This is a genomic window from Leucobacter luti (genome assembly GCF_050310065.1).
GTDB classification, from domain to species: Bacteria; Actinomycetota; Actinomycetes; order Actinomycetales; family Microbacteriaceae; genus Leucobacter; species Leucobacter luti_B.
The window spans coordinates 2,088,750-2,105,475 of sequence record NZ_CP190007.1; the positions used below are offsets into that span (position 1 = coordinate 2,088,750).

19 protein-coding genes are annotated in these 16,726 nt (G+C 68.8%); 13 read left to right on the plus strand and 6 right to left on the minus strand.

What is annotated here, in order from left to right; all coding sequences use genetic code 11:
• Nucleotides 1-254 precede the first annotated feature (254 nt).
• The 6 genes from sufB to ACOPJ3_RS09565 all read left to right on the plus strand — a co-directional run bounded on the left by sufB (nucleotide 255) and on the right by ACOPJ3_RS09565 (nucleotide 6,330).
• Complete coding sequence (gene sufB, locus ACOPJ3_RS09540; RefSeq protein WP_427868947.1) at nucleotides 255-1,673, plus strand: Fe-S cluster assembly protein SufB; 1,419 nt, start codon at nucleotides 255-257, stop codon at nucleotides 1,671-1,673.
• Nucleotides 1,673-2,878: a Fe-S cluster assembly protein SufD gene (gene sufD / locus ACOPJ3_RS09545; protein ID WP_427868948.1), complete on the plus strand. Its 1,206-nt coding sequence runs from the start codon at nucleotides 1,673-1,675 to the stop codon at nucleotides 2,876-2,878. The genes sufB and sufD overlap by 1 nt, the downstream gene beginning before the upstream one ends.
• Nucleotides 2,879-3,211, plus strand: a complete 333-nt coding sequence (locus ACOPJ3_RS09550; protein ID WP_427868949.1) for a non-heme iron oxygenase ferredoxin subunit — start codon at nucleotides 2,879-2,881, stop codon at nucleotides 3,209-3,211.
• Entirely contained in the window at nucleotides 3,208-3,966 is a 759-nt protein-coding gene (gene sufC, locus ACOPJ3_RS09555; RefSeq protein ID WP_427868950.1) for a Fe-S cluster assembly ATPase SufC, read from the plus strand. The genes ACOPJ3_RS09550 and sufC overlap by 4 nt, the downstream gene beginning before the upstream one ends.
• Nucleotides 3,967-3,975: 9 nt before the next feature.
• Nucleotides 3,976-4,326 (plus strand): metal-sulfur cluster assembly factor, encoded by a 351-nt coding sequence (locus ACOPJ3_RS09560; RefSeq protein ID WP_427868951.1) that lies wholly within the window; start codon nucleotides 3,976-3,978, stop codon nucleotides 4,324-4,326.
• Nucleotides 4,327-4,731: 405 nt separating this feature from the next.
• On the plus strand, nucleotides 4,732-6,330 hold the full coding sequence (locus tag ACOPJ3_RS09565) for an ABC-F family ATP-binding cassette domain-containing protein (RefSeq protein ID WP_427868952.1): 1,599 nt from the start codon (nucleotides 4,732-4,734) through the stop codon (nucleotides 6,328-6,330).
• Between the two features lie 14 nt (nucleotides 6,331-6,344).
• Here the strand turns inward: ACOPJ3_RS09565 and ACOPJ3_RS09570 are convergent, their stop codons facing one another.
• From ACOPJ3_RS09570 to ACOPJ3_RS09585, 4 genes are read right to left on the minus strand one after another with little or no spacing between them, the layout of a single operon-like run.
• Complete coding sequence (locus ACOPJ3_RS09570) at nucleotides 6,345-7,187, minus strand: cutinase family protein (RefSeq protein ID WP_427868953.1); 843 nt, start codon at nucleotides 7,185-7,187, stop codon at nucleotides 6,345-6,347.
• Nucleotides 7,180-8,103: an SURF1 family protein gene (locus tag ACOPJ3_RS09575; RefSeq protein WP_427868954.1), complete on the minus strand. Its 924-nt coding sequence runs from the start codon at nucleotides 8,101-8,103 to the stop codon at nucleotides 7,180-7,182. The genes ACOPJ3_RS09570 and ACOPJ3_RS09575 overlap by 8 nt, the downstream gene beginning before the upstream one ends.
• On the minus strand, nucleotides 8,096-8,311 hold the full coding sequence (locus ACOPJ3_RS09580; protein WP_427871203.1) for a hypothetical protein: 216 nt from the start codon (nucleotides 8,309-8,311) through the stop codon (nucleotides 8,096-8,098). Before ACOPJ3_RS09580 ends, ACOPJ3_RS09575 begins: the two co-directional genes overlap by 8 nt.
• Nucleotides 8,312-8,331: 20 nt before the next feature.
• A complete protein-coding gene (locus ACOPJ3_RS09585; protein WP_427868955.1) occupies nucleotides 8,332-8,820 on the minus strand; it encodes a DUF3099 domain-containing protein in 489 nt (162 codons plus the stop codon).
• A gap of 130 nt (nucleotides 8,821-8,950) precedes the next feature.
• Between ACOPJ3_RS09585 and fabG the strand changes: the two genes are divergently transcribed.
• Nucleotides 8,951-9,661: a 3-oxoacyl-ACP reductase FabG gene (gene fabG, locus ACOPJ3_RS09590; RefSeq protein WP_427868956.1), complete on the plus strand. Its 711-nt coding sequence runs from the start codon at nucleotides 8,951-8,953 to the stop codon at nucleotides 9,659-9,661.
• Nucleotides 9,662-9,846: 185 nt separating this feature from the next.
• Here fabG and serB read toward each other — a convergent pair whose 3' ends face one another.
• The gene (serB, locus tag ACOPJ3_RS09595; RefSeq protein WP_427868957.1) at nucleotides 9,847-10,488 is read right to left on the minus strand and encodes a phosphoserine phosphatase SerB; all 642 of its coding nucleotides are present in this window, start codon (nucleotides 10,486-10,488) and stop codon (nucleotides 9,847-9,849) included.
• Nucleotides 10,489-10,583: 95 nt separating this feature from the next.
• Here serB and ACOPJ3_RS09600 point away from each other — a divergent pair, with 95 nt between their 5' ends.
• Nucleotides 10,584-11,369 (plus strand): ABC transporter ATP-binding protein, encoded by a 786-nt coding sequence (locus tag ACOPJ3_RS09600; protein WP_427871204.1) that lies wholly within the window; start codon nucleotides 10,584-10,586, stop codon nucleotides 11,367-11,369.
• Between the two features lie 138 nt (nucleotides 11,370-11,507).
• Nucleotides 11,508-11,756, plus strand: a complete 249-nt coding sequence (locus ACOPJ3_RS09605; protein WP_427868958.1) for a type B 50S ribosomal protein L31 — start codon at nucleotides 11,508-11,510, stop codon at nucleotides 11,754-11,756.
• A 78-nt stretch (nucleotides 11,757-11,834) separates the two neighbouring features.
• Here the strand turns inward: ACOPJ3_RS09605 and ACOPJ3_RS09610 are convergent, their stop codons facing one another.
• Entirely contained in the window at nucleotides 11,835-12,539 is a 705-nt protein-coding gene (locus ACOPJ3_RS09610; RefSeq protein ID WP_427868959.1) for an exonuclease domain-containing protein, read from the minus strand.
• Nucleotides 12,540-12,634: 95 nt separating this feature from the next.
• On the opposite strand from ACOPJ3_RS09610, the gene ACOPJ3_RS09615 reads away from it, so the two are divergent.
• The 4 genes from ACOPJ3_RS09615 to ACOPJ3_RS09630 all read left to right on the plus strand — a co-directional run bounded on the left by ACOPJ3_RS09615 (nucleotide 12,635) and on the right by ACOPJ3_RS09630 (nucleotide 16,614).
• Nucleotides 12,635-13,546 carry an alpha/beta fold hydrolase gene (locus ACOPJ3_RS09615; RefSeq protein WP_427868960.1) on the plus strand — a complete coding sequence of 304 codons (912 nt, stop codon included), beginning with the start codon at nucleotides 12,635-12,637 and terminating at the stop codon, nucleotides 13,544-13,546.
• Entirely contained in the window at nucleotides 13,543-14,370 is an 828-nt protein-coding gene (locus ACOPJ3_RS09620) for a TrmH family RNA methyltransferase (RefSeq protein ID WP_427868961.1), read from the plus strand. The genes ACOPJ3_RS09615 and ACOPJ3_RS09620 overlap by 4 nt, the downstream gene beginning before the upstream one ends.
• 38 nt (nucleotides 14,371-14,408) lie before the next feature.
• A complete protein-coding gene (locus tag ACOPJ3_RS09625; RefSeq protein WP_427868962.1) occupies nucleotides 14,409-15,158 on the plus strand; it encodes a phosphatase PAP2 family protein in 750 nt (249 codons plus the stop codon).
• A gap of 211 nt (nucleotides 15,159-15,369) precedes the next feature.
• A complete protein-coding gene (locus tag ACOPJ3_RS09630; protein WP_427868963.1) occupies nucleotides 15,370-16,614 on the plus strand; it encodes a M23 family metallopeptidase in 1,245 nt (414 codons plus the stop codon).
• Nucleotides 16,615-16,726: the final 112 nt, after the last annotated feature.

The following is a 16,726-nucleotide window of genomic DNA, read 5'->3' on the forward strand; positions in this document are numbered from 1 at the left end:
GACTTCTTCCCATGCCCACGGCTGTGGCGCGCCCCTCCCGGAAACTCCGCGAAGGCTGTAAGATAGGAAGCTGTGGTTGCGTACGGCGAATCGGCCATCCGCGACGGAGTGCGAGCACCCGTCCATGGCGATTCCGTCCGAAGCCCAGACTACTGCACCGCTGCAGGGAGCCCACGCGTGCGCGCGGCAGGATGCAATTTTCGATTCTGTCGGACTCGCCGGGTTTCTCGCAAGACGAAAATTATGGAGGGATCATGCCAGAGGTTCTGATCGACCGACCCGAGCTCGAAGGCTTGGGTCAGTACGAATTCGGCTGGCACGACAGCGATGAGGCCGGAGCCGCTGCCAAGCGGGGCCTCAGTGAGCAGGTCGTGCGTGAGATCTCAGCACTGAAAAGCGAGCCCGAGTGGATGCTGCAGCGACGCCTGAAGGCACTGCAGATCTTCGGCCGCAAGCCCATGCCGACGTGGGGCGCCGATCTCACGGAGATCGACTTCGACAACATCAAGTACTTCGTTCGCTCGACCGAGAAGCAGGCCACCACCTGGGAAGAGCTTCCGGACGACATCAAGGAGACGTACGAGAAGCTCGGGATCCCCGAGGCTGAGCGTCAGCGCCTCGTCGCTGGTGTCGCGGCCCAGTACGAGTCGGAGGTTGTGTACCACCAGATCCGCGAGGATCTCGAGTCGCAGGGCGTCCTGTTCCTCGACACCGACACGGCGCTCAAGGAGCACCCGGAGATCTTCGAGCAGTACTTCGGCACCGTGATCCCGTCGGGCGACAACAAGTTCGCCGCGCTCAACACGGCCGTCTGGTCGGGCGGCTCGTTCGTGTACGTCCCGAAGGGCGTCCACGTCGAGATCCCGCTCCAGGCCTACTTCCGCATCAACACGGAGAACATGGGCCAGTTCGAGCGCACGCTCATCATCGCCGACGAGGACAGCTACGTCCACTACATCGAGGGCTGCACGGCGCCGATCTACAAGTCGGACTCGCTGCACTCGGCCGTCGTCGAGATCATCGTGAAGAAGAACGCGCGCGTTCGCTACACCACGATTCAGAACTGGTCGACGAACGTCTACAACCTCGTCACCAAGCGTGCGATCGCCGAAGAGGGTGCCACCATGGAGTGGGTCGACGGCAACATCGGCTCGAAGGTCACCATGAAGTACCCCTCGATCTACCTCACGGGCGAGCACGCCAAGGGCGAGACCCTCTCCGTCGCGTTCGCAGGCCCCGGCCAGCACCAGGACGCCGGCGCGAAGATGATCCACCTCGCACCGCACACGAAGTCGTCGATCCTCTCGAAGTCGATCGCCCGCGGCGGCGGCCGCACCGGCTACCGCGGCGAGGTCCGCGTCGACGCCGGGGCGCACCACGCCGCCAACTCGGTCGTCTGCGACGCGCTGCTCGTCGACACGATCTCTCGCAGCGACACGTACCCCGCGATCGACATTCGCACCGATGACGCCGAGCTCGGCCACGAGGCCACGGTCTCGCGCGTCAGCGAGGACCAGCTCTTCTACCTGATGAGCCGCGGACTTGCGGAGGAAGAGGCCATGGCGATGATCGTGCGCGGCTTCATCGAGCCGATCGCGCGCGAGCTGCCCATGGAGTACGCCCTCGAACTGAACAAGCTCATTGAGATGGGCATGGAAGGATCCGTCGGATAATGACCGAAGCTGTTGCTACCCAGGACACCGCCCAGCACGGGATGAAGGCGCACTCGGACGGCGACTGGGCGAACCGCGCCCCGGTGCAGACCCGCTCGGATCGCCCGAAGTCGACCGACGTCGCCGACTTCCCGGTCGTAACCGGCCGCGAGGCCGTGTGGAAGTTCACGCCCGTGGCAAAGCTCGACGCGCTGCTGAACGGCGAGCTCGACGGCTCGCGCCTCCCGGTCTCCGTGACCGAGGTCGCGGGGGTCGCATCCGAGTGGATCGCCCGCGACGACGCCCGCATCGGGCGCGCTGGGATCCCAGAGGAGCGCGGCGCTGCCGCGGCCTGGGGCTCGTTCCAGGAGGCCCATCTCGTCACCGTCACGGCGGAGAAGCAGGTCACCGCGGTGATCACGCGCGATTCGCTTGACGCGGCTCCCCGCGCCGCGCACACGGTCATCGAGGCTGCCCCGAACAGCCGCGGCCTCGTGATCCTCGAGAACTCGGGCTCGGCCCAGCTCTCGGAGAACGTCGAGATCGTCGTGGGCGAGGGCGCGAAGCTCACGCTCGTGAGCGTGCAGCAGTGGGCGGACGACGCGATCCACCTCGCGAGCCACTACGCGACCGTGGGGCGCGACGCGTCGCTCACCCACATCGTCGTCTCGCTCGGCGGCGAGATCGTGCGTCTCAACCCGTCGATCCACCTCGACACCGAGGGCGCGAACGGCGAGGCACTCGGCGCCTACTTTGCTGACGCCGGCCAGCACCTGGAGCACCAGGTCTACATGGACCACGATGCTCCCCACACCCGCAGCCGCGTCACGTACAAGGGTGCGCTGCAGGGCGAGGGCGCGCACACGGTGTGGATCGGCGACGTGCTGATCCGCAACAGCGCGAACGGCACGGACAGCTACGAGCAGAACCGCAACCTCGTGCTCTCGGAGGGCACCCGCGCGGATTCGATCCCGAACCTCGAGATCGAGACCGGCGACATCGCTGGCGCGGGTCACGCCTCAGCGACGGGCCGCTTCGACGACGAGCACATCTTCTACCTGCAGAGCCGCGGCATCTCGGAGGAGGAGGCCCGCAAGCTCGTCGTGCGCGGCTTCCTGCTTGAGGTCATCGCGCAGATTGGTGACGAGGCGACCGAGGAGCGGCTCCAGGCCGCCGTCGAGGCCGAGCTCGCCGAGAGCGTCATGGTCGCGTCGAAGGGCGCGTGAGTGGCTCGACATCAGGTGCTCGCGCTCGCTGATCTGGTTCAGGATCAGGCGACGCGCGTCGTGGTCGAGGACGTCCCCATCGCGGTCGTCCTCGACTCAAGCGGCACGGTGCACGCCATTGGCGATACCTGCAGTCACGGGCAGATCAGCCTGTCCGAGGGGTTCGTCGAGGGCGACACGCTGGAGTGCTGGGCCCACGGCTCGGCCTTCTCGTTGTGCACCGGCATCCCACAGAATCTGCCGGCGTATGAGCCGGTCCCCGTGTACGTCGTCGAAATCGAAGACGGCGACGTGTACATCGATCCCAACGTTACGAAAGAGATTGAACAATGAGCTCCGTTCTTGAAATCAAGGACCTGCACGTCAGCGTCGAGACTGATCAGGGTGCGAAGAAGATCCTGAAGGGTGTCGACCTCACGATCAAGCAGGGTGAAACCCACGCGATCATGGGCCCGAACGGTTCGGGCAAGTCGACCCTCGCCTACGCCGTCGCGGGGCACCCGCGCTACGAGGTCACGAGCGGATCGATCCTGCTCGACGGCGAAGAGGTGCTCGACATGGAGGTGGACGAGCGCGCCCAGGCCGGCCTCTTCCTCGCCATGCAGTACCCGGTCGAGATCCCGGGCGTGACGAACGCGAACTTCCTGCGCACCGCGAAGACCGCGATCGACGGCGAGGCGCCGGCGATCCGGACGTGGATGAAGGACGTCAAGGAGGCCATGGCGAACCTGCGCATGGACGAGTCGTTCGCGGCGCGTAACGTCAACGAGGGCTTCTCGGGCGGCGAGAAGAAGCGCAATGAGATCCTGCAGCTCGAGCTGCTGAAGCCGAAGTTTGCGGTGCTCGACGAGACCGATTCGGGTCTCGACGTTGACGCGCTGAAGGTCGTCTCGGAGGGCGTGAACCGCGCGAAGGAGACCACCGACCTGGGTGTTCTGCTGATCACGCACTACACGCGCATCCTTCGCTACATCAAGCCGGACTTCGTGCACGTCTTCGTTGATGGACGCGTCGCGGAGGAGGGCGGCCGTGAGCTCGCTGACCGCCTCGAGGAAGAGGGCTACGACCGCTTCCTCACCAAGGCGTAGGCTAGGCGCATGTCCGAGGAAACCGTCCACGTTCCGCAGTCGATCGATCCGGAGTTTCGCGAGCAGGCCACTGAGGCGCTCAAGAATGTGTCGGATCCCGAGCTCGGCGTCAACATTGTCGATCTGGGCCTGATTTATGATCTGGCCTTCGATGAGGAGCACGACGCGCTCGTGATCAGCATGACGCTGACGAGCGCGGGGTGCCCGCTCACCGACGTGATCGAGAATGACATCGCGGAGGCGCTTGACGGCCTCGTCGCGGCGTTCCGCATCAATTGGGTGTGGATGCCGCCGTGGACGCCGGAGCGCATCACCGACGACGGCCGCGATATGATGCGCGCGCTCGGTTTCGCGATCTAACACTCGAGCCAGGGGAGAGCCCAGTGGGCTCTCCCCAACCGAGCGCGCTGCCGAAGGCAGCTGCAGTGCGCAAAGGATCTACGGCGGTTCCCGCCAATTTCACGCCGAGCCTCGCCGCGAAGCGGTCGAGGCGGGGTTTGAGGCCTGTCAGGCTCGTCGCGCCGAGCCTCGCCGCGAAGCGGTCGAGGCGGGCTTTTTCGGCCTCTCACGCCCGTCGGCGTAAAGCCTCGCCGCGAAGCGGTCGAGGCGGGTTGCCGCCTGTCACGCCCGTCGCACGAAAGCCGCGCCGCGAAGCGGTCGCGGCGCCAACGCAAAACCAAAACGATGCACCGGGGATCCACTCCACCAGAGGGGATCCCCGACTCACGTCCCCACTTCCCACTCACAACACCAAAGGAACCAACAATGATCACGGTCGAGGGCCTCGCGATTGATGTCGGCGCCCGCCGCCTCATGTCGGATGTCACGTTCCGCGTGAATCCGGGCGACAAGATCGGCCTGGTCGGGCGCAATGGCGCCGGCAAGACGACGTTGACACGCACGCTGTCGGGGGAGTTACAGCCCGCTGAGGGACACATCACGGTGTCTGGTGAGCTGGGGTTTTTGCCGCAGGATCCGCGCACGGGGGATCCGGAGCAGCTGGCTCGGCACCGGATCCTTGATGCGCGCGGGCTGGGCACACTGACCAAGAATATTGCGCAGGCGACGGAGGATATGGCGTCGGAGGATCCGGCGGTTGCTGATAAGGCGATGAAGCGCTTCGGCAATCTGACGGATCGTTTTCACGCGCTGGGTGGCTATGCCGCGGAGTCTGAGGCGGCGTCGATCTCGCACAATCTGGGGTTGCCGGATCGGATCCTGGATCAGCCATTGAAGACGCTGTCCGGCGGTCAGCGGCGCAGGATTGAGCTTGCGCGGATCCTGTTCTCGGATGCGGGGACGATGATCCTGGATGAGCCGACGAACCACTTGGACGCTGACTCGATCGTGTGGCTGCGCGAGTTCCTGAAGAGCTACAAGGGCGGGCTGATCGTGATCAGCCACGATATCGATCTGGTGGGGGAGACCGTGAACCGGGTCTTCTATCTGGACGCGAATCGCCAGGTCATCGACATTTACAACATGACGTGGAAGCTGTATCTGCGGCAGCGGGCGGCCGACGAGGAGCGGCGCCGCAAGGAGCGCAGCAACATTGAGAAGAAGGCTTCCGCGCTGAAGGATCAGGCGGCGCGTTTCGGGGCGAAGGCGTCGAAGGCTGCGGCGGCGCACCAGATGGTGGCGCGCGCTGAGCGCATGCTGTCCGGGCTTGACGATGTGCGCCAGGTGGATCGCGTGGCGAAGCTGCGCTTCCCGGAGCCGGCGCCGTGCGGGAAGACCCCGCTCATGGCGCAGGGGCTCTCGAAGTCGTATGGTTCGCTCGAGATTTTCGCCGGCGTTGATCTCGCGATCGACCGGGGTTCGAAGGTCGTGGTGCTCGGCCTGAACGGCGCGGGCAAGACGACACTGCTGCGCCTGCTCGCGCAGGTGGACAAGCCGGATACGGGCGAGATTGTGGCCGGTCACGGCCTGAAGGTCGGATATTACGCGCAGGAGCACGAGACGCTCGACGTGAAGGCGAGCGTGCTGCAGAACATGGTGTCGGTGTCGCAGCACTTGACGGAGACCGAGGCGCGCAAGGTGCTGGGCTCGTTCCTGTTCACGGGGGACGACGTGCTGAAGCCGGCCGGGGTGCTGTCGGGCGGCGAGAAGACGCGGCTCGCGCTCGCGATGCTTGTGGTGTCGTCGGCGAACGTGCTGCTGCTCGACGAGCCGACGAACAACCTGGATCCGGCGAGCCGCGAGGAGATTCTGGACGCGCTCGCGCACTTCACGGGCGCGGTCGTGCTCGTGTCGCACGATGCTGGCGCGGTTGAGGCGCTGAATCCGGAGCGCGTGCTCATCATGCCGGAGGCGACCGAGGATCACTGGTCCAAGGAGTACCTCGAGCTCATCGAGCTGGCCTAGGCGGGCGCCGGGCGCTACTCCGTCGGCTGCGCCGACTTCGGGGTGAGGGCGCGGAGCGTCGCGAGCGCATACTCGGCACCCTCCTCGGTCATCCCGTTGGAGTAGTACGAGACGTGCCCCTCCTCGTTGAGCTCAAACGACGACTGGCACACAAAGTCCTGGTCGACGCAATAATCCCGGATCCGCCCCGCATACTCTTCGAGGGCCCCCACGGGGCGCGGCAGGATCCCGTTCAGCGCCGGGTCGAAGCTCCCAGCGTCGTACGGCTCGCTTCCGACGAAGCGCGGGTTGCCGTACAGTACGACCGCCGCGACGCGGTCGGCTGCCGACTCGTCGACCTCGCCGACGGTCGCCCCCACGAGGCGCGCCTCCGGATCCGCGAGCGCATCGCCGATCACGAGCGCGCCCTGCGAGTAGCCGAGCAGCACAAACCGCTGATCCGGGCACTCCTCGTTCTGCACATTGAGCGTGTCGACGAGGGTGCGCACCCCGATCGTGCCACCCTCCTTGATGTCGGTGTCAGCCGGGTAGTCGATGTCGGTCGAGGTCGCATCGGCGAGCTTCCCCGTGATCTCCTTCGCGACGGGCGCGAGCAGCTGCTTCTTGCGCGGCTCGGCGGTGCCGCGCACCGTGATCACGAGCTCGTTCGAGCACTCGAGCGGGTCGACGATCGGCTCGGGGTTCGCCTCGGCCGAGTATTCGTCAGCGGCCTCGGGAGCCGTCGGATCCGCCGTCACCTCGGTGAGGGAGTCCTTCGTCTCCTCGGGATCCGGCGGCGAGGCGCAGGCAGCGAGCCCGATCACCACAGGAACAATCGCGAGGGCCCCGAGCAACCGGGCCAGTCGTCGGTCACGCATCGAGCAGGGCGTCCTCTTCGTCGGCGTCGCTCGGTCCGCGGCGCTTGCGCCGTTCGGCCGACTTCCGGTCCAGTTCGCGCACGGCCTCGGTGCCCGCGTTGAGCCCGCGGTACTCGCGACGCGCCGCATACGCGACGCCGATCCCGGCGATGATGATGAACACGTACCACTGCAGCGCGTACGACAGGTGCGGCCCCTCGTCGCGGGCCGGCCGCTCGGGCAGCACGCCGTGCTCGCCCGCTGGTGTCTCCGAAATGAGCATGCCGTAGGCGCCGGTGTAGGCCTCGCCGGAGGTGCCGGTGAGCGCGGCCAGCTCAGGCAGCTCGATGCTCGCGACCGAGTGCCCCGCGCTCGTGCGGCCCGGGATCGCGGGCTCGGACGCCCGCAGCCGCGCCTCCACCCGCACCTCGCCCGTCGGCGCCTGGGGGAGGGCGCTGAGGTCCACGTTCTCGGCGTCGGCGCCGTCGAAGGGAACCCAGCCGCGGTCGACGAAGAACACGTCGCCCGCCTGCGTGCGGAACGCCTGGATCAGGTCCGACCCGACGCCGGCCGGCCCCGGGCGGTTGCGCGCGAGATACGGGTCTCCCTCGTACTCGCCCTCGACCCACACGGTGCGCCACTTGTGCGCGTCGAGCTTGAAGGCGTCGCGCGTCGTGAGCTCGTCGGCGAGGGGGGCAGGGGTCGCGTCGTAGTTCGCGTCGATCCTCGCGATCTCGGCGCGCGCCTCGGCGCGGCGCTCGAACTGCCAGTTGCCGAGGAACACGCACGCGATCGAGAAGACGAGCAGCATCGCGAAGTAGCCGATCCAGCGCGGGGAGCGCAGGAACGACCAGCCGACCTCAGGGCGCGCGGCGCGGCCCGCGGCGCCGGCCGCCGCCTGAGCGGGCGCCGCCTCCTCGGTCCGGGTGTCAGTCATCGAGATCCTTCACGCTCTTCACTTCGAGTGGAAAACTCCTGGCCGCAAGAAATTCCTCGAGCACCTCGCGGTGCTCGGCGCAGGCGAGCCAGGTCTTCCGGCGATCCTCGGCATGGATCTTCGGGTTTCGCCACTCTATCGCCCAGACGGCCGCCTCGCGGCAGCCCGCGCGCGAGCACTCGAAACGATGCGTCGGCCCGCCGAGCATGGCCCCGAGCGAAGAGATGCTCACGGCGCGCCCCCGGTGGCGTCGTCGCCCAGGTCGCGCGCGGGGTCGCCGCCCGCGGGCGCCTCGAAGCGCGCGCCGGATCCTGATCCGGGGCCCGATCCCGCGCCGGATCCTGATCCGGGGGCTGCTCCGGATCCTGATCCGGGGTCCGCGCCGCGGCGCACCGGCTCGGCGTCGACGACGATGACCGCGTCGGCGGGACGGGCCACGGGCTCCGGAGCCGGGGCCCCGCCCTCGAGCTGCTGCGGCGCCGGCGCGTCAGGCGCCTCTCCCGGGTTGTGCGCGACGGCGTTGCCCACCATGACCGCGAACCAGGGGAGGAGCACCGCACCGGCCGCAGCGAGCAGCACCCACCAACCGCGCAGCCAGAACAGGGAGGCGACACAGGCCACGCGCAGAGTCATCGCGATGAAGTACATGCGCATGCGGTGCGCGCGATCCTCGGCTGGATTCACCCCGGCCGAAGTCACGCTGAAACTCTTCTGCATGCGCTCCCTTTTCGTCCGTACAAGCCTATGCCGTTTCGCTGTGCCGACGCCCACAACGTCGCGCGGCGGGGAGCAGTCGGAATGCGCCGTCGCCTAGGCTGGTCAGCGACCGTTCGATGGAAGGATCCACATGACCACCTCCCGCACCGTGCTCGTCACCGGCGGCAACCGCGGCATCGGCTACGCGATCGCCGAGCGCATGATCGCGGACGGCCACCGCGTCGCCGTCACCGCCCGCTCCGGCGAGGGCCCCGAGGGCTCGCTCACCGTGCGCGCCGAGATGACCGACTCCGCGTCGATCGACGCGGCATTCTCCGAGATCGAGGCGCAGCTCGGGCCCGTCGAGGTCGTCGTCGCAAATGCCGGGATCACGAAGGACACCCTCCTGCTGCGCATGTCGGAGGAGGAGTTCTCGAGCGTCATCGACACGAACCTCACCGGCACCTTCCGCGTCGTGAAGCGCGCGGCCAAGGGGCTGCTCAAGGGGCGTTTCGGGCGCGTGATCTTGATCTCGAGCGTCGTCGCGCTGTACGGCTCGCCCGGGCAGATCAACTACTCCTCGTCGAAGGCTGCGCTCGTCGGCTTCGCCCGCTCGCTCACGCGCGAGCTCGGGGCGCGCGGGATCACGGCGAACGTGATCGCGCCCGGCTTCATCGAGACCGACATGACGGCAGCGCTACCCGAGGAGCAGCAGAAGCAGTACCTGTCGACGATCCCGGCCGGGCGCTTCGGCCAGGTCGCGGAGATCGCGGGCGCCGCGAGCTTCCTCGCGGGCGACGACGCCGCCTACATCTCGGGCGCCGTGATCCCGGTCGACGGCGGCCTCGGCATGGGCCACTAGGCCGGAGGTTGTTAGCGATTTCGGTTCGTATACCGCGTCTTACGAACCGAAATCGCTAACAACCGCCCTGTCCCGCGGCCCGCTGCGGCGCGGGCGCGTGCGCGTTCGTTGTTAGCGATTTCGGGGGTTGCGGGCGCCGCGAAGCCCCGAAATCGCTAACAACAGCCCCACCAACGGCGCCAGCGCTACTGCGTCAGGCGGTCGAGGAGGGGGATCGCGAGCGCGAGGTCGTCCTCGATCGCGACGTCGGCGCGCTCCCGCACGAGCGGCTTGCCGTTGTAGGAGACGCTGATCCCCGCGACTTCCATCATGCGCAGATCGTTCGCGCCGTCGCCGATCGCGACGGTCGCGGAGAGCGGGATCCCCGCCTCGTCGGCCCACTCGCGCAGCGCGGCGGCCTTCGCGTCGGCGTCGATCACGGGCCCGACCGTGCGCCCGCTCAGCTTCCCGTCGATCACCTCGAGCCGGTTCGCCCGCCAGAAGTCGAGCCCGAGGTCCTTCGCGAGCGGGTCGAGCACCTCGTGGAAGCCTCCGGAGACGACCCCGACCTTGCCCCCGCGGCGGTGCACCTCGGCGATGAGCGCCTCGATGCCGGGGGAGCGGCGCACCCGCGCATACGCCTCACCGAACACCGACTCGTCGGTGCCGGCGAGCGTCGCGACGCGCTCCGCCAGGCTCGAGGAAAAGTCCAGCTCACCGCGCATCGCACGCTCCGTGATCTCGGCGACGAGCTCGCGGCTGCCCGCCGCGTCGGCGAGGAGCTCGATCACCTCGTCCTGGATCGTGGTGGAGTCACAGTCGAGCACGACGAGGGGAGTGGCAGTCATGCCCCCAATTCTAGGCAGTGCCGCGCCCCGATCCGCCCTCCACAGCCTCAGCGTGCCGCACCCGAAGCGGCCCGCGAGTGGCTAGGCTGGTCCTCATGGTCAACGTGCTGCGCCTCACCGACGTCTCATTCGTGCGCGACCGCCGTCCGATCCTGGACGACGTCTCCTGGTCAGTCGACGAGGATCAGCGCTGGGTCATCCTCGGGCCGAATGGTGCGGGCAAGAGCACGCTCCTGAAGCTCGTGAGCGCGAGCGACCACCCGTCGAAGGGCAAGGTCGAGGTGCTCGACGAGCGGCTCGGCGCGGTCGACGTGTTCGAGCTGCGGAACCGGATCGGCTTCGTGTCCTCGGCGACCGCGCGCCGGATCCCGCCGACCGAGACGGTGCGGGATCTGGTGCTCACCGCCGCGTACTCCGTCGAGGGCCGCTGGAACGAGGAGTACGACGCCGTCGACGTGCGCCAGGCCGAGCGCATCCTCGCCGAGTGGGACCTCGCCGACTTCGCGGACCACAAGTTCGGCACGCTGAGCGACGGCGAGCGGAAGCGAGCTATGATCGCGCGCGCCGTCATGACGGATCCCGAGCTCCTGCTGCTCGACGAGCCGAGCGCGAGCCTCGACCTCGGGGCCCGCGAGCGCCTCCTGCAGATGCTCTCGGGCTTTGCGCAGTCGCCGAGCTCGCCCGCGATGATCATGGTCACCCACCACGTCGAGGAGATCCCGCCCGGGTTCACCCACGTGCTCATGGTGCGCGACGGCCGGATCGCGGCCCAGGGCCCGATCGCCGAGACGCTCACGGCCGAGAACCTCGAGTCGACCTTCGGCATGCGCTTCGAACTCTCGGAGACGGACGGGCGCTACGCCGCCATCGCGCGGCCGTAAGCGGCCCGCGTCGCGAATCGCCGACGCGCCCGCGTTCGAATCCGGCCGAGATTCTGCTAAAGTAGAACCTTGGCGCGGTTATGCCGCAAGACTTCGGTGCGCTCATTGCACCATCGACACGCGAATATAAGGACACTCATGAAGACCGACATCCACCCCGAGTACAACGCAATCGTGTTCCGCGACCTGGCGTCGGGCGAGACGTTCCTCACGCGCTCGACCATGACCAGCGACAAGACCATCGAGCTCGACGGCGAGACCTACCCGGTCATCGACGTCGAGATCTCGAGCGCCTCGCACCCGTTCTACACGGGCAAGCAGCGCATCATGGACTCGGCCGGTCGCGTCGAGAAGTTCAACCAGCGCTTCAAGGGCTTCGGCGCCTAAGCAGCTGCAGTCCCTGCTGGGACTCATACAGGGGCCCGGATCCGCACAGGATCCGGGCCCCTTTCGCGTGCCGCGGCGTCAGCGCCCGCGCACCGGCCAGCGGCCGTCCGCGATGAAGGATGGGTCGCGCACGCGGCGCATGTACTCCTGGAAGCTCTCGGCCTGCGCCGCCGCCCAGGCGATCTGCGCGGTGTGCAGCTGATCGAGCTCGCCCGGGATCACGTCGGCGTACTTCGCGGCGATCCGCTGCAGCACGCGCCCGGCGGCGATCGCGTCGTCGCCGGCGTCGTGCGCGTTCCCGATCTCGACGCCGTGGTGCGCGGCCACGGCCTCGAGCGTGCGCTTGCCCTTGCGGTAGCGGTCGAACTGCTTGTCGAGGATGAGCGGGTCGATGATCGGGGAGGGGTCGGCGGGCCAGGGCACGCCGTGTCGCGCGGCCTCGGCGGCGACGAGCGTGAGGTCGAAGGGCGCGTTGTAGGCCACGACTGGGAAGCCGCGCTCGATCATCTCGAGCAGCTGCTCGACGATCTGACGCACGCCGACGGCGGCGTCGATCCCGCTCGAGCGGGCGACCTCGGTCGTGATGCCGTGGACGCGTGCCGCGGCCTCCGGGATCTCGACGCCGGGGTCGAGCAGCCAGTCGTAGCGCTCCTGCACCTCTCCGCCCGGGCCGAGCAGCGCGACGGTGGCGCTCACGATCCTGGCCTCGGAAGTGTCGATCCCGGTGGTCTCGGTGTCGAAGACGGCGAGGTTCGCGGCCCAGAGGGGCAGAGTGTCGGTCACGGCGGTCCTTTCCCTTTCCCAGAATGCTATCGGGGTCGGGCGCCGACGGCGGGGCGTCGCAGGTCTCTGCCAGGGGTCGCGGCTAAACTTTTCGCGTGACTTCTGCCCCTGAACACGTGAAAGTTCCCGCCGCGGCGCGCGCGTCCGAGACCCCGATTCTCGGCGCTACGACCCGCTTCTGGGAGTACGGCGACCCCGCTGGGGCGCCGCTCATTCTCGTGCACGGCTTCCGGGGCGACCACCACGGCCTCGAGCTCCTCGCCCGCGATGTCGTGCGGCGGCTGCCGAGTGTGCGCGCGATCGTGCCGGATCTGCCGGGCTTCGGCGCGTCCGCGGCGATCCCGGGCCGCGAGCACGACCTGGATCTCTACGGCGAGTGGCTGCGCGCCTTCGCGGCCGCCGTTGCCCCTGATGGCTTCGGGATCCTGGGCCACTCGTTCGGCTCGCTCGTCGTCGCGAACGCTCTCGCGGGCGGGCTGCGGGCGCACAGCATCTTGCTCGTGAACCCGATCTCGGCGCCGGCCCTCGAGGGGCCGCAGGCCCTGCTCACGCAGCTCGCGATCGCCTACTACCGGGGCGCCGAGCTGCTGCCGGAGCGCGCCGCGCGCGGCCTCCTCGGCAACCCGCTCATCGTGCGGGTCATGAGCGAGGTCATGGCCAAGACGGGCGACCGGGAGCTGCGATCCTGGATCCACGGGCAGCACGCCGAGTACTTCAGCGTGTTCTCCGATCCGGGAACCCTGCTCCAGGCGTTCCGCGCCTCCGTGTCGCACACCGTGCTCGAGTACGCCGGCACCTTCACGGCGCCCGTGCTGCTCATCGCGGGGGAGCGGGACGACATCACCCCGCTCGCGAAGCAACTCGAGCTGCAGCGCAGGATCGCGGGCTCCGAGCTCTGGATCATCCCGGGAACGGGCCATCTCGTGCACTACGAGGCCGCGGACGACGCGGGGGCGACCATCGCGGAGTTCCTGGCGGCGCACGCGGGCGGCGGTCCCGCCGCGTGAGGATCGAACGCATCGACGACCTGGGGATCCCCGAGCTCGCCGACTACACGCAGCTGACCGACGTCGCCCTCAGGCGCGTGCGGGAGCCCGAGGAGGGCCTCTACCTCGCCGAGTCGCCGAAGGTGATCGAGCGCGCGCTCCGCGCGGGGCACCGGCCGCGCTCGGTCCTGATCCTCGAGGAGTGGCTGCCGAAGGTCGAACCCCTGCTCGAGGCGCACCCCGAGGTGCCCGTCTACGTGGGGGAGTCGGCCCAGCTCGCCGAGCTCACGGGCTTCCACCTGCACCGCGGCGCGCTCGCCTCCATGCACCGGCCGGATCCGCTCGACCCCGTCGAGCTGCTGCGCGCGTCGCGCAGGGTCGTCGTGCTCGAGGACCTCGCGGACCACACGAACGTCGGCGCGATCTTCCGCTCCGTCGCCGCGCTCGGCGCGGACGCCGTGCTGCTATCGCCGGCCTGCGCCGATCCGCTCTACCGGAGGGCCGTGCGCGTGAGCATGGGCGCCGTGCTCCAGGTGCCGTACGCCCGGATCCCGGACTGGCGCGAGGCCGGCCCGCTCTTCCGCGAGGAGGGCTACGAGCTCACCGCCTTCGCGCTGCGAGATGATGCCCAGGATCTCGCCGACTTCGTCGACGACGTGCCCGAGCGCCTGGCCCTGCTCTTCGGCACCGAGGGCCAGGGGCTCAGCCGGCGCGCGCTCGCCTCGGCGGCCCGCTCGGTCGTGATCCCGATGGAGCACGGCGTCGACTCGCTCAACGTCTCCACCGCCGCCGCGCTCGCCCTGTGGGCCGTGCGAACGGCCGACCGGAAGGCCGTCGAGCGGTGACGCGGAGGCGCGGGGGGCGCGCACGGGCACTCTGGTTCTTGATCTTCTGGCTGGCGGTCGGGGGAGGCTCGTACCTGCTCGGGGTGCAGAACGCGATGGGGCAGCGCGCCGAGGACAGCGTGCTGGACGCGGCCGAGTTCACGACGAGCCCGCCGCCGCCACTGAACCTCGTCTCGATCCCGAGCGTCGCGGTCGCGCTGCTCGTCATCGGGCTCATCGCCCTCGCGGTGCACGGGGTCAAGCGCGCGATCGTGGTCACGGTCGTTCCCGCGCTCGCGATCGCGGCGTCGCAGCTGCTGAAGCTGCACGTGCTGACGCGGCCGGAGCTCTTCGAGCTCGACGCGCCCAATACGTTCCCGAGCGGGCATATGACCGTGTTCACGGTGCTCACGGCTGCCCTGATCTGGGCCGTTCCCGCGAAGATCCGGGGCTTCGCGACGCTCGCTGGCGCCGTGCTGCTCTCCGCCGTCGGCTGGCAGTTGCTCGCCTACGGCTGGCACCGGCCGAGCGATGTGCTGGGCGGGATCGCGCTCGGTACGATCGCCTTCGCCTTCGCGTGCCTGATCCGGCCGGCGAACTCGCGCGGATCCGCGATCGGGGGTTGGAGCATCTCCGTCGGCCTCGCGATCATCGGCTGGGTGATGGTGGCGGCGGCGCTCGTGCTCGCCGCGGTCGCGGCCGCGAACGGCGACGCGAGCATGATGCTGAGCGCCGGGCAGTTCGGCAGCATCGCCGCGGGGATCCTTGCGGCGCGAGCGCTCCTGCTGCTCTGTTCGGACCGCGCGTAGCCTCCGTCGAGTCGCGTCATGGATACGCTGCGTGACACATTCGGGCGCACTCCACCGAAGACACGCCACTCCGACCAGGTACTCTGCGAGATTCTCCTGGGCGGGATAGTCTGCCAGGGTACGTCTTGAGCAGAAATCCCCTGGGAGGAAGATGCACCGCCGAAACGCCGCACCGCGCCGGCGCACCCTAGCTGCACTGACGGTTGCCGCGATGACCGGGGCGATCCTCATCGGTGGTATGAGCCCCGCGTACGCCGCGGATCTCCCCACGTGGGACGACGTCCAGGCAGCGAAGAACAACGAGGCCGCGACGGCAACGAAGGTCAAGGAGATCGAGCAGCTCCTCGCTGACGGGCAGGTCGAGCTGACCAGGCTCCGCAACGCGCACTCCGCCGCGATCGAGGACATGCAGAAGGCGCAGAAGGAGTTCGAGGACGCCGCCTGGCGAGCCGACACGCTCGACAAGGAGGCGACGAAGAGCCAGGACGAGGCCGACGCGGCTGCCGAGCAGGCCGCGAGTGTCGTCGCGCAGATGTACCGCTCCGGGGGAGTGGACCGCAGCATGGAGTTCATGCTCGAGTCAGACGCCGACACGGCGGACGCGCTGCTCGACCGCATGGCCTCGATGTCTAAGGCGACTGAGCGCAACACCGCGATCTCTTCCGAGGCCGAGCAGGCCGCAAACAACGCCGCGTCGCTCGGCAAGCAGGCCGACGCCGCGAAGGCCGAGCGCGAGCGCCTCTTCGGCGTGGCGCAGGAGAAGGAGCAGGCCGCGGCCGTTGCGGCCGACCAGCAGGCCACGAAGGTGCGCGAGCAGGAGGCGCAGCAGCGCGACCTCGAGGTGAAGCTCGACGCGCTGAAGGACACGACGGCGAAGACCGTCGAGGGCTACCAGGAGCGCCTCCGCCAGGAGCAGGCCGAGCGCGAGCGCCTCGAGCGCGAGCGCCAGGAGCAGCTTGCCAACTCCGGTGGCGGTGGCGGAGGAGGCGGCGGCGGTGGTGGCGGCGCTGGCGGCGGCGGTGGCGGCGGCGGCGGCGGTGGCGGAACGCCGAGCGGCTCCCGTGGCTGGGTGCTGCCCACCTCCGGCTTCTACATCTCCGAGGGATTCCGCCCGCCGGGACGACCTGACCACACCGGTATCGACCTCGCCACGGGCTGTGGCACTCCGGTCGTGGCCCCGGTTTCCGGGACGGTCTCGTTCTCCGGTTGGGCCGACAGCTTCGGCGGCAACATGGTCTACCTGAACCAGGACGACGGGTACCAGACGCGTTACGCGCACCTGAACGGTTGGCCGCCAGTCGGGCTCGGCCAGCGCGTGGGCCAGGGCCAGGTCATCGGCTACGTCGGCACGACCGGCGCGAGCACGGGTTGCCACCTCCACTTCGAGGTCATCCCGGGCTTCAGCAACGCCTACTATGTGCCCTACATGGATCCGTACTGGTTCCTCTTCGGGTAATCCCGGCGACACTCTGATGCGGCGCGCAGCCTCGGCTGCGCGCCGCATCGTGCGTTTCGGGCCGGGTGTCGGGGGAGTCGGGGCGCTTTCGGCGCCGCTGCCTTGGCCTGCG

Bases quoted from the DNA above. Each gene is read 5' to 3' on its own strand.
- ACOPJ3_RS09580 (WP_427871203.1), bottom strand. From the start codon at position 8,311: ATGCTCGGCGGGCCGACGCATCGTTTCGAGTGCTCGCGCGCGGGCTGC.
- ACOPJ3_RS09560 (WP_427868951.1), top strand. From the start codon at position 3,976: ATGTCCGAGGAAACCGTCCACGTTCCGCAGTCGATCGATCCGGAGTTT.
- ACOPJ3_RS09585 (WP_427868955.1), bottom strand. From the start codon at position 8,820: ATGCAGAAGAGTTTCAGCGTGACTTCGGCCGGGGTGAATCCAGCCGAG.
- ACOPJ3_RS09575 (WP_427868954.1), bottom strand. From the start codon at position 8,103: ATGACTGACACCCGGACCGAGGAGGCGGCGCCCGCTCAGGCGGCGGCC.
- sufC (WP_427868950.1), top strand. From the start codon at position 3,208: ATGAGCTCCGTTCTTGAAATCAAGGACCTGCACGTCAGCGTCGAGACT.
- sufD (WP_427868948.1), top strand. From the start codon at position 1,673: ATGACCGAAGCTGTTGCTACCCAGGACACCGCCCAGCACGGGATGAAG.
- serB (WP_427868957.1), bottom strand. From the start codon at position 10,488: ATGACTGCCACTCCCCTCGTCGTGCTCGACTGTGACTCCACCACGATC.
- fabG (WP_427868956.1), top strand. From the start codon at position 8,951: ATGACCACCTCCCGCACCGTGCTCGTCACCGGCGGCAACCGCGGCATC.
- ACOPJ3_RS09600 (WP_427871204.1), top strand. From the start codon at position 10,584: ATGGTCAACGTGCTGCGCCTCACCGACGTCTCATTCGTGCGCGACCGC.
- sufB (WP_427868947.1), top strand. From the start codon at position 255: ATGCCAGAGGTTCTGATCGACCGACCCGAGCTCGAAGGCTTGGGTCAG.
- ACOPJ3_RS09630 (WP_427868963.1), top strand. From the start codon at position 15,370: ATGACCGGGGCGATCCTCATCGGTGGTATGAGCCCCGCGTACGCCGCG.
- ACOPJ3_RS09570 (WP_427868953.1), bottom strand. From the start codon at position 7,187: ATGCGTGACCGACGACTGGCCCGGTTGCTCGGGGCCCTCGCGATTGTT.
- ACOPJ3_RS09605 (WP_427868958.1), top strand. From the start codon at position 11,508: ATGAAGACCGACATCCACCCCGAGTACAACGCAATCGTGTTCCGCGAC.
- ACOPJ3_RS09565 (WP_427868952.1), top strand. From the start codon at position 4,732: ATGATCACGGTCGAGGGCCTCGCGATTGATGTCGGCGCCCGCCGCCTC.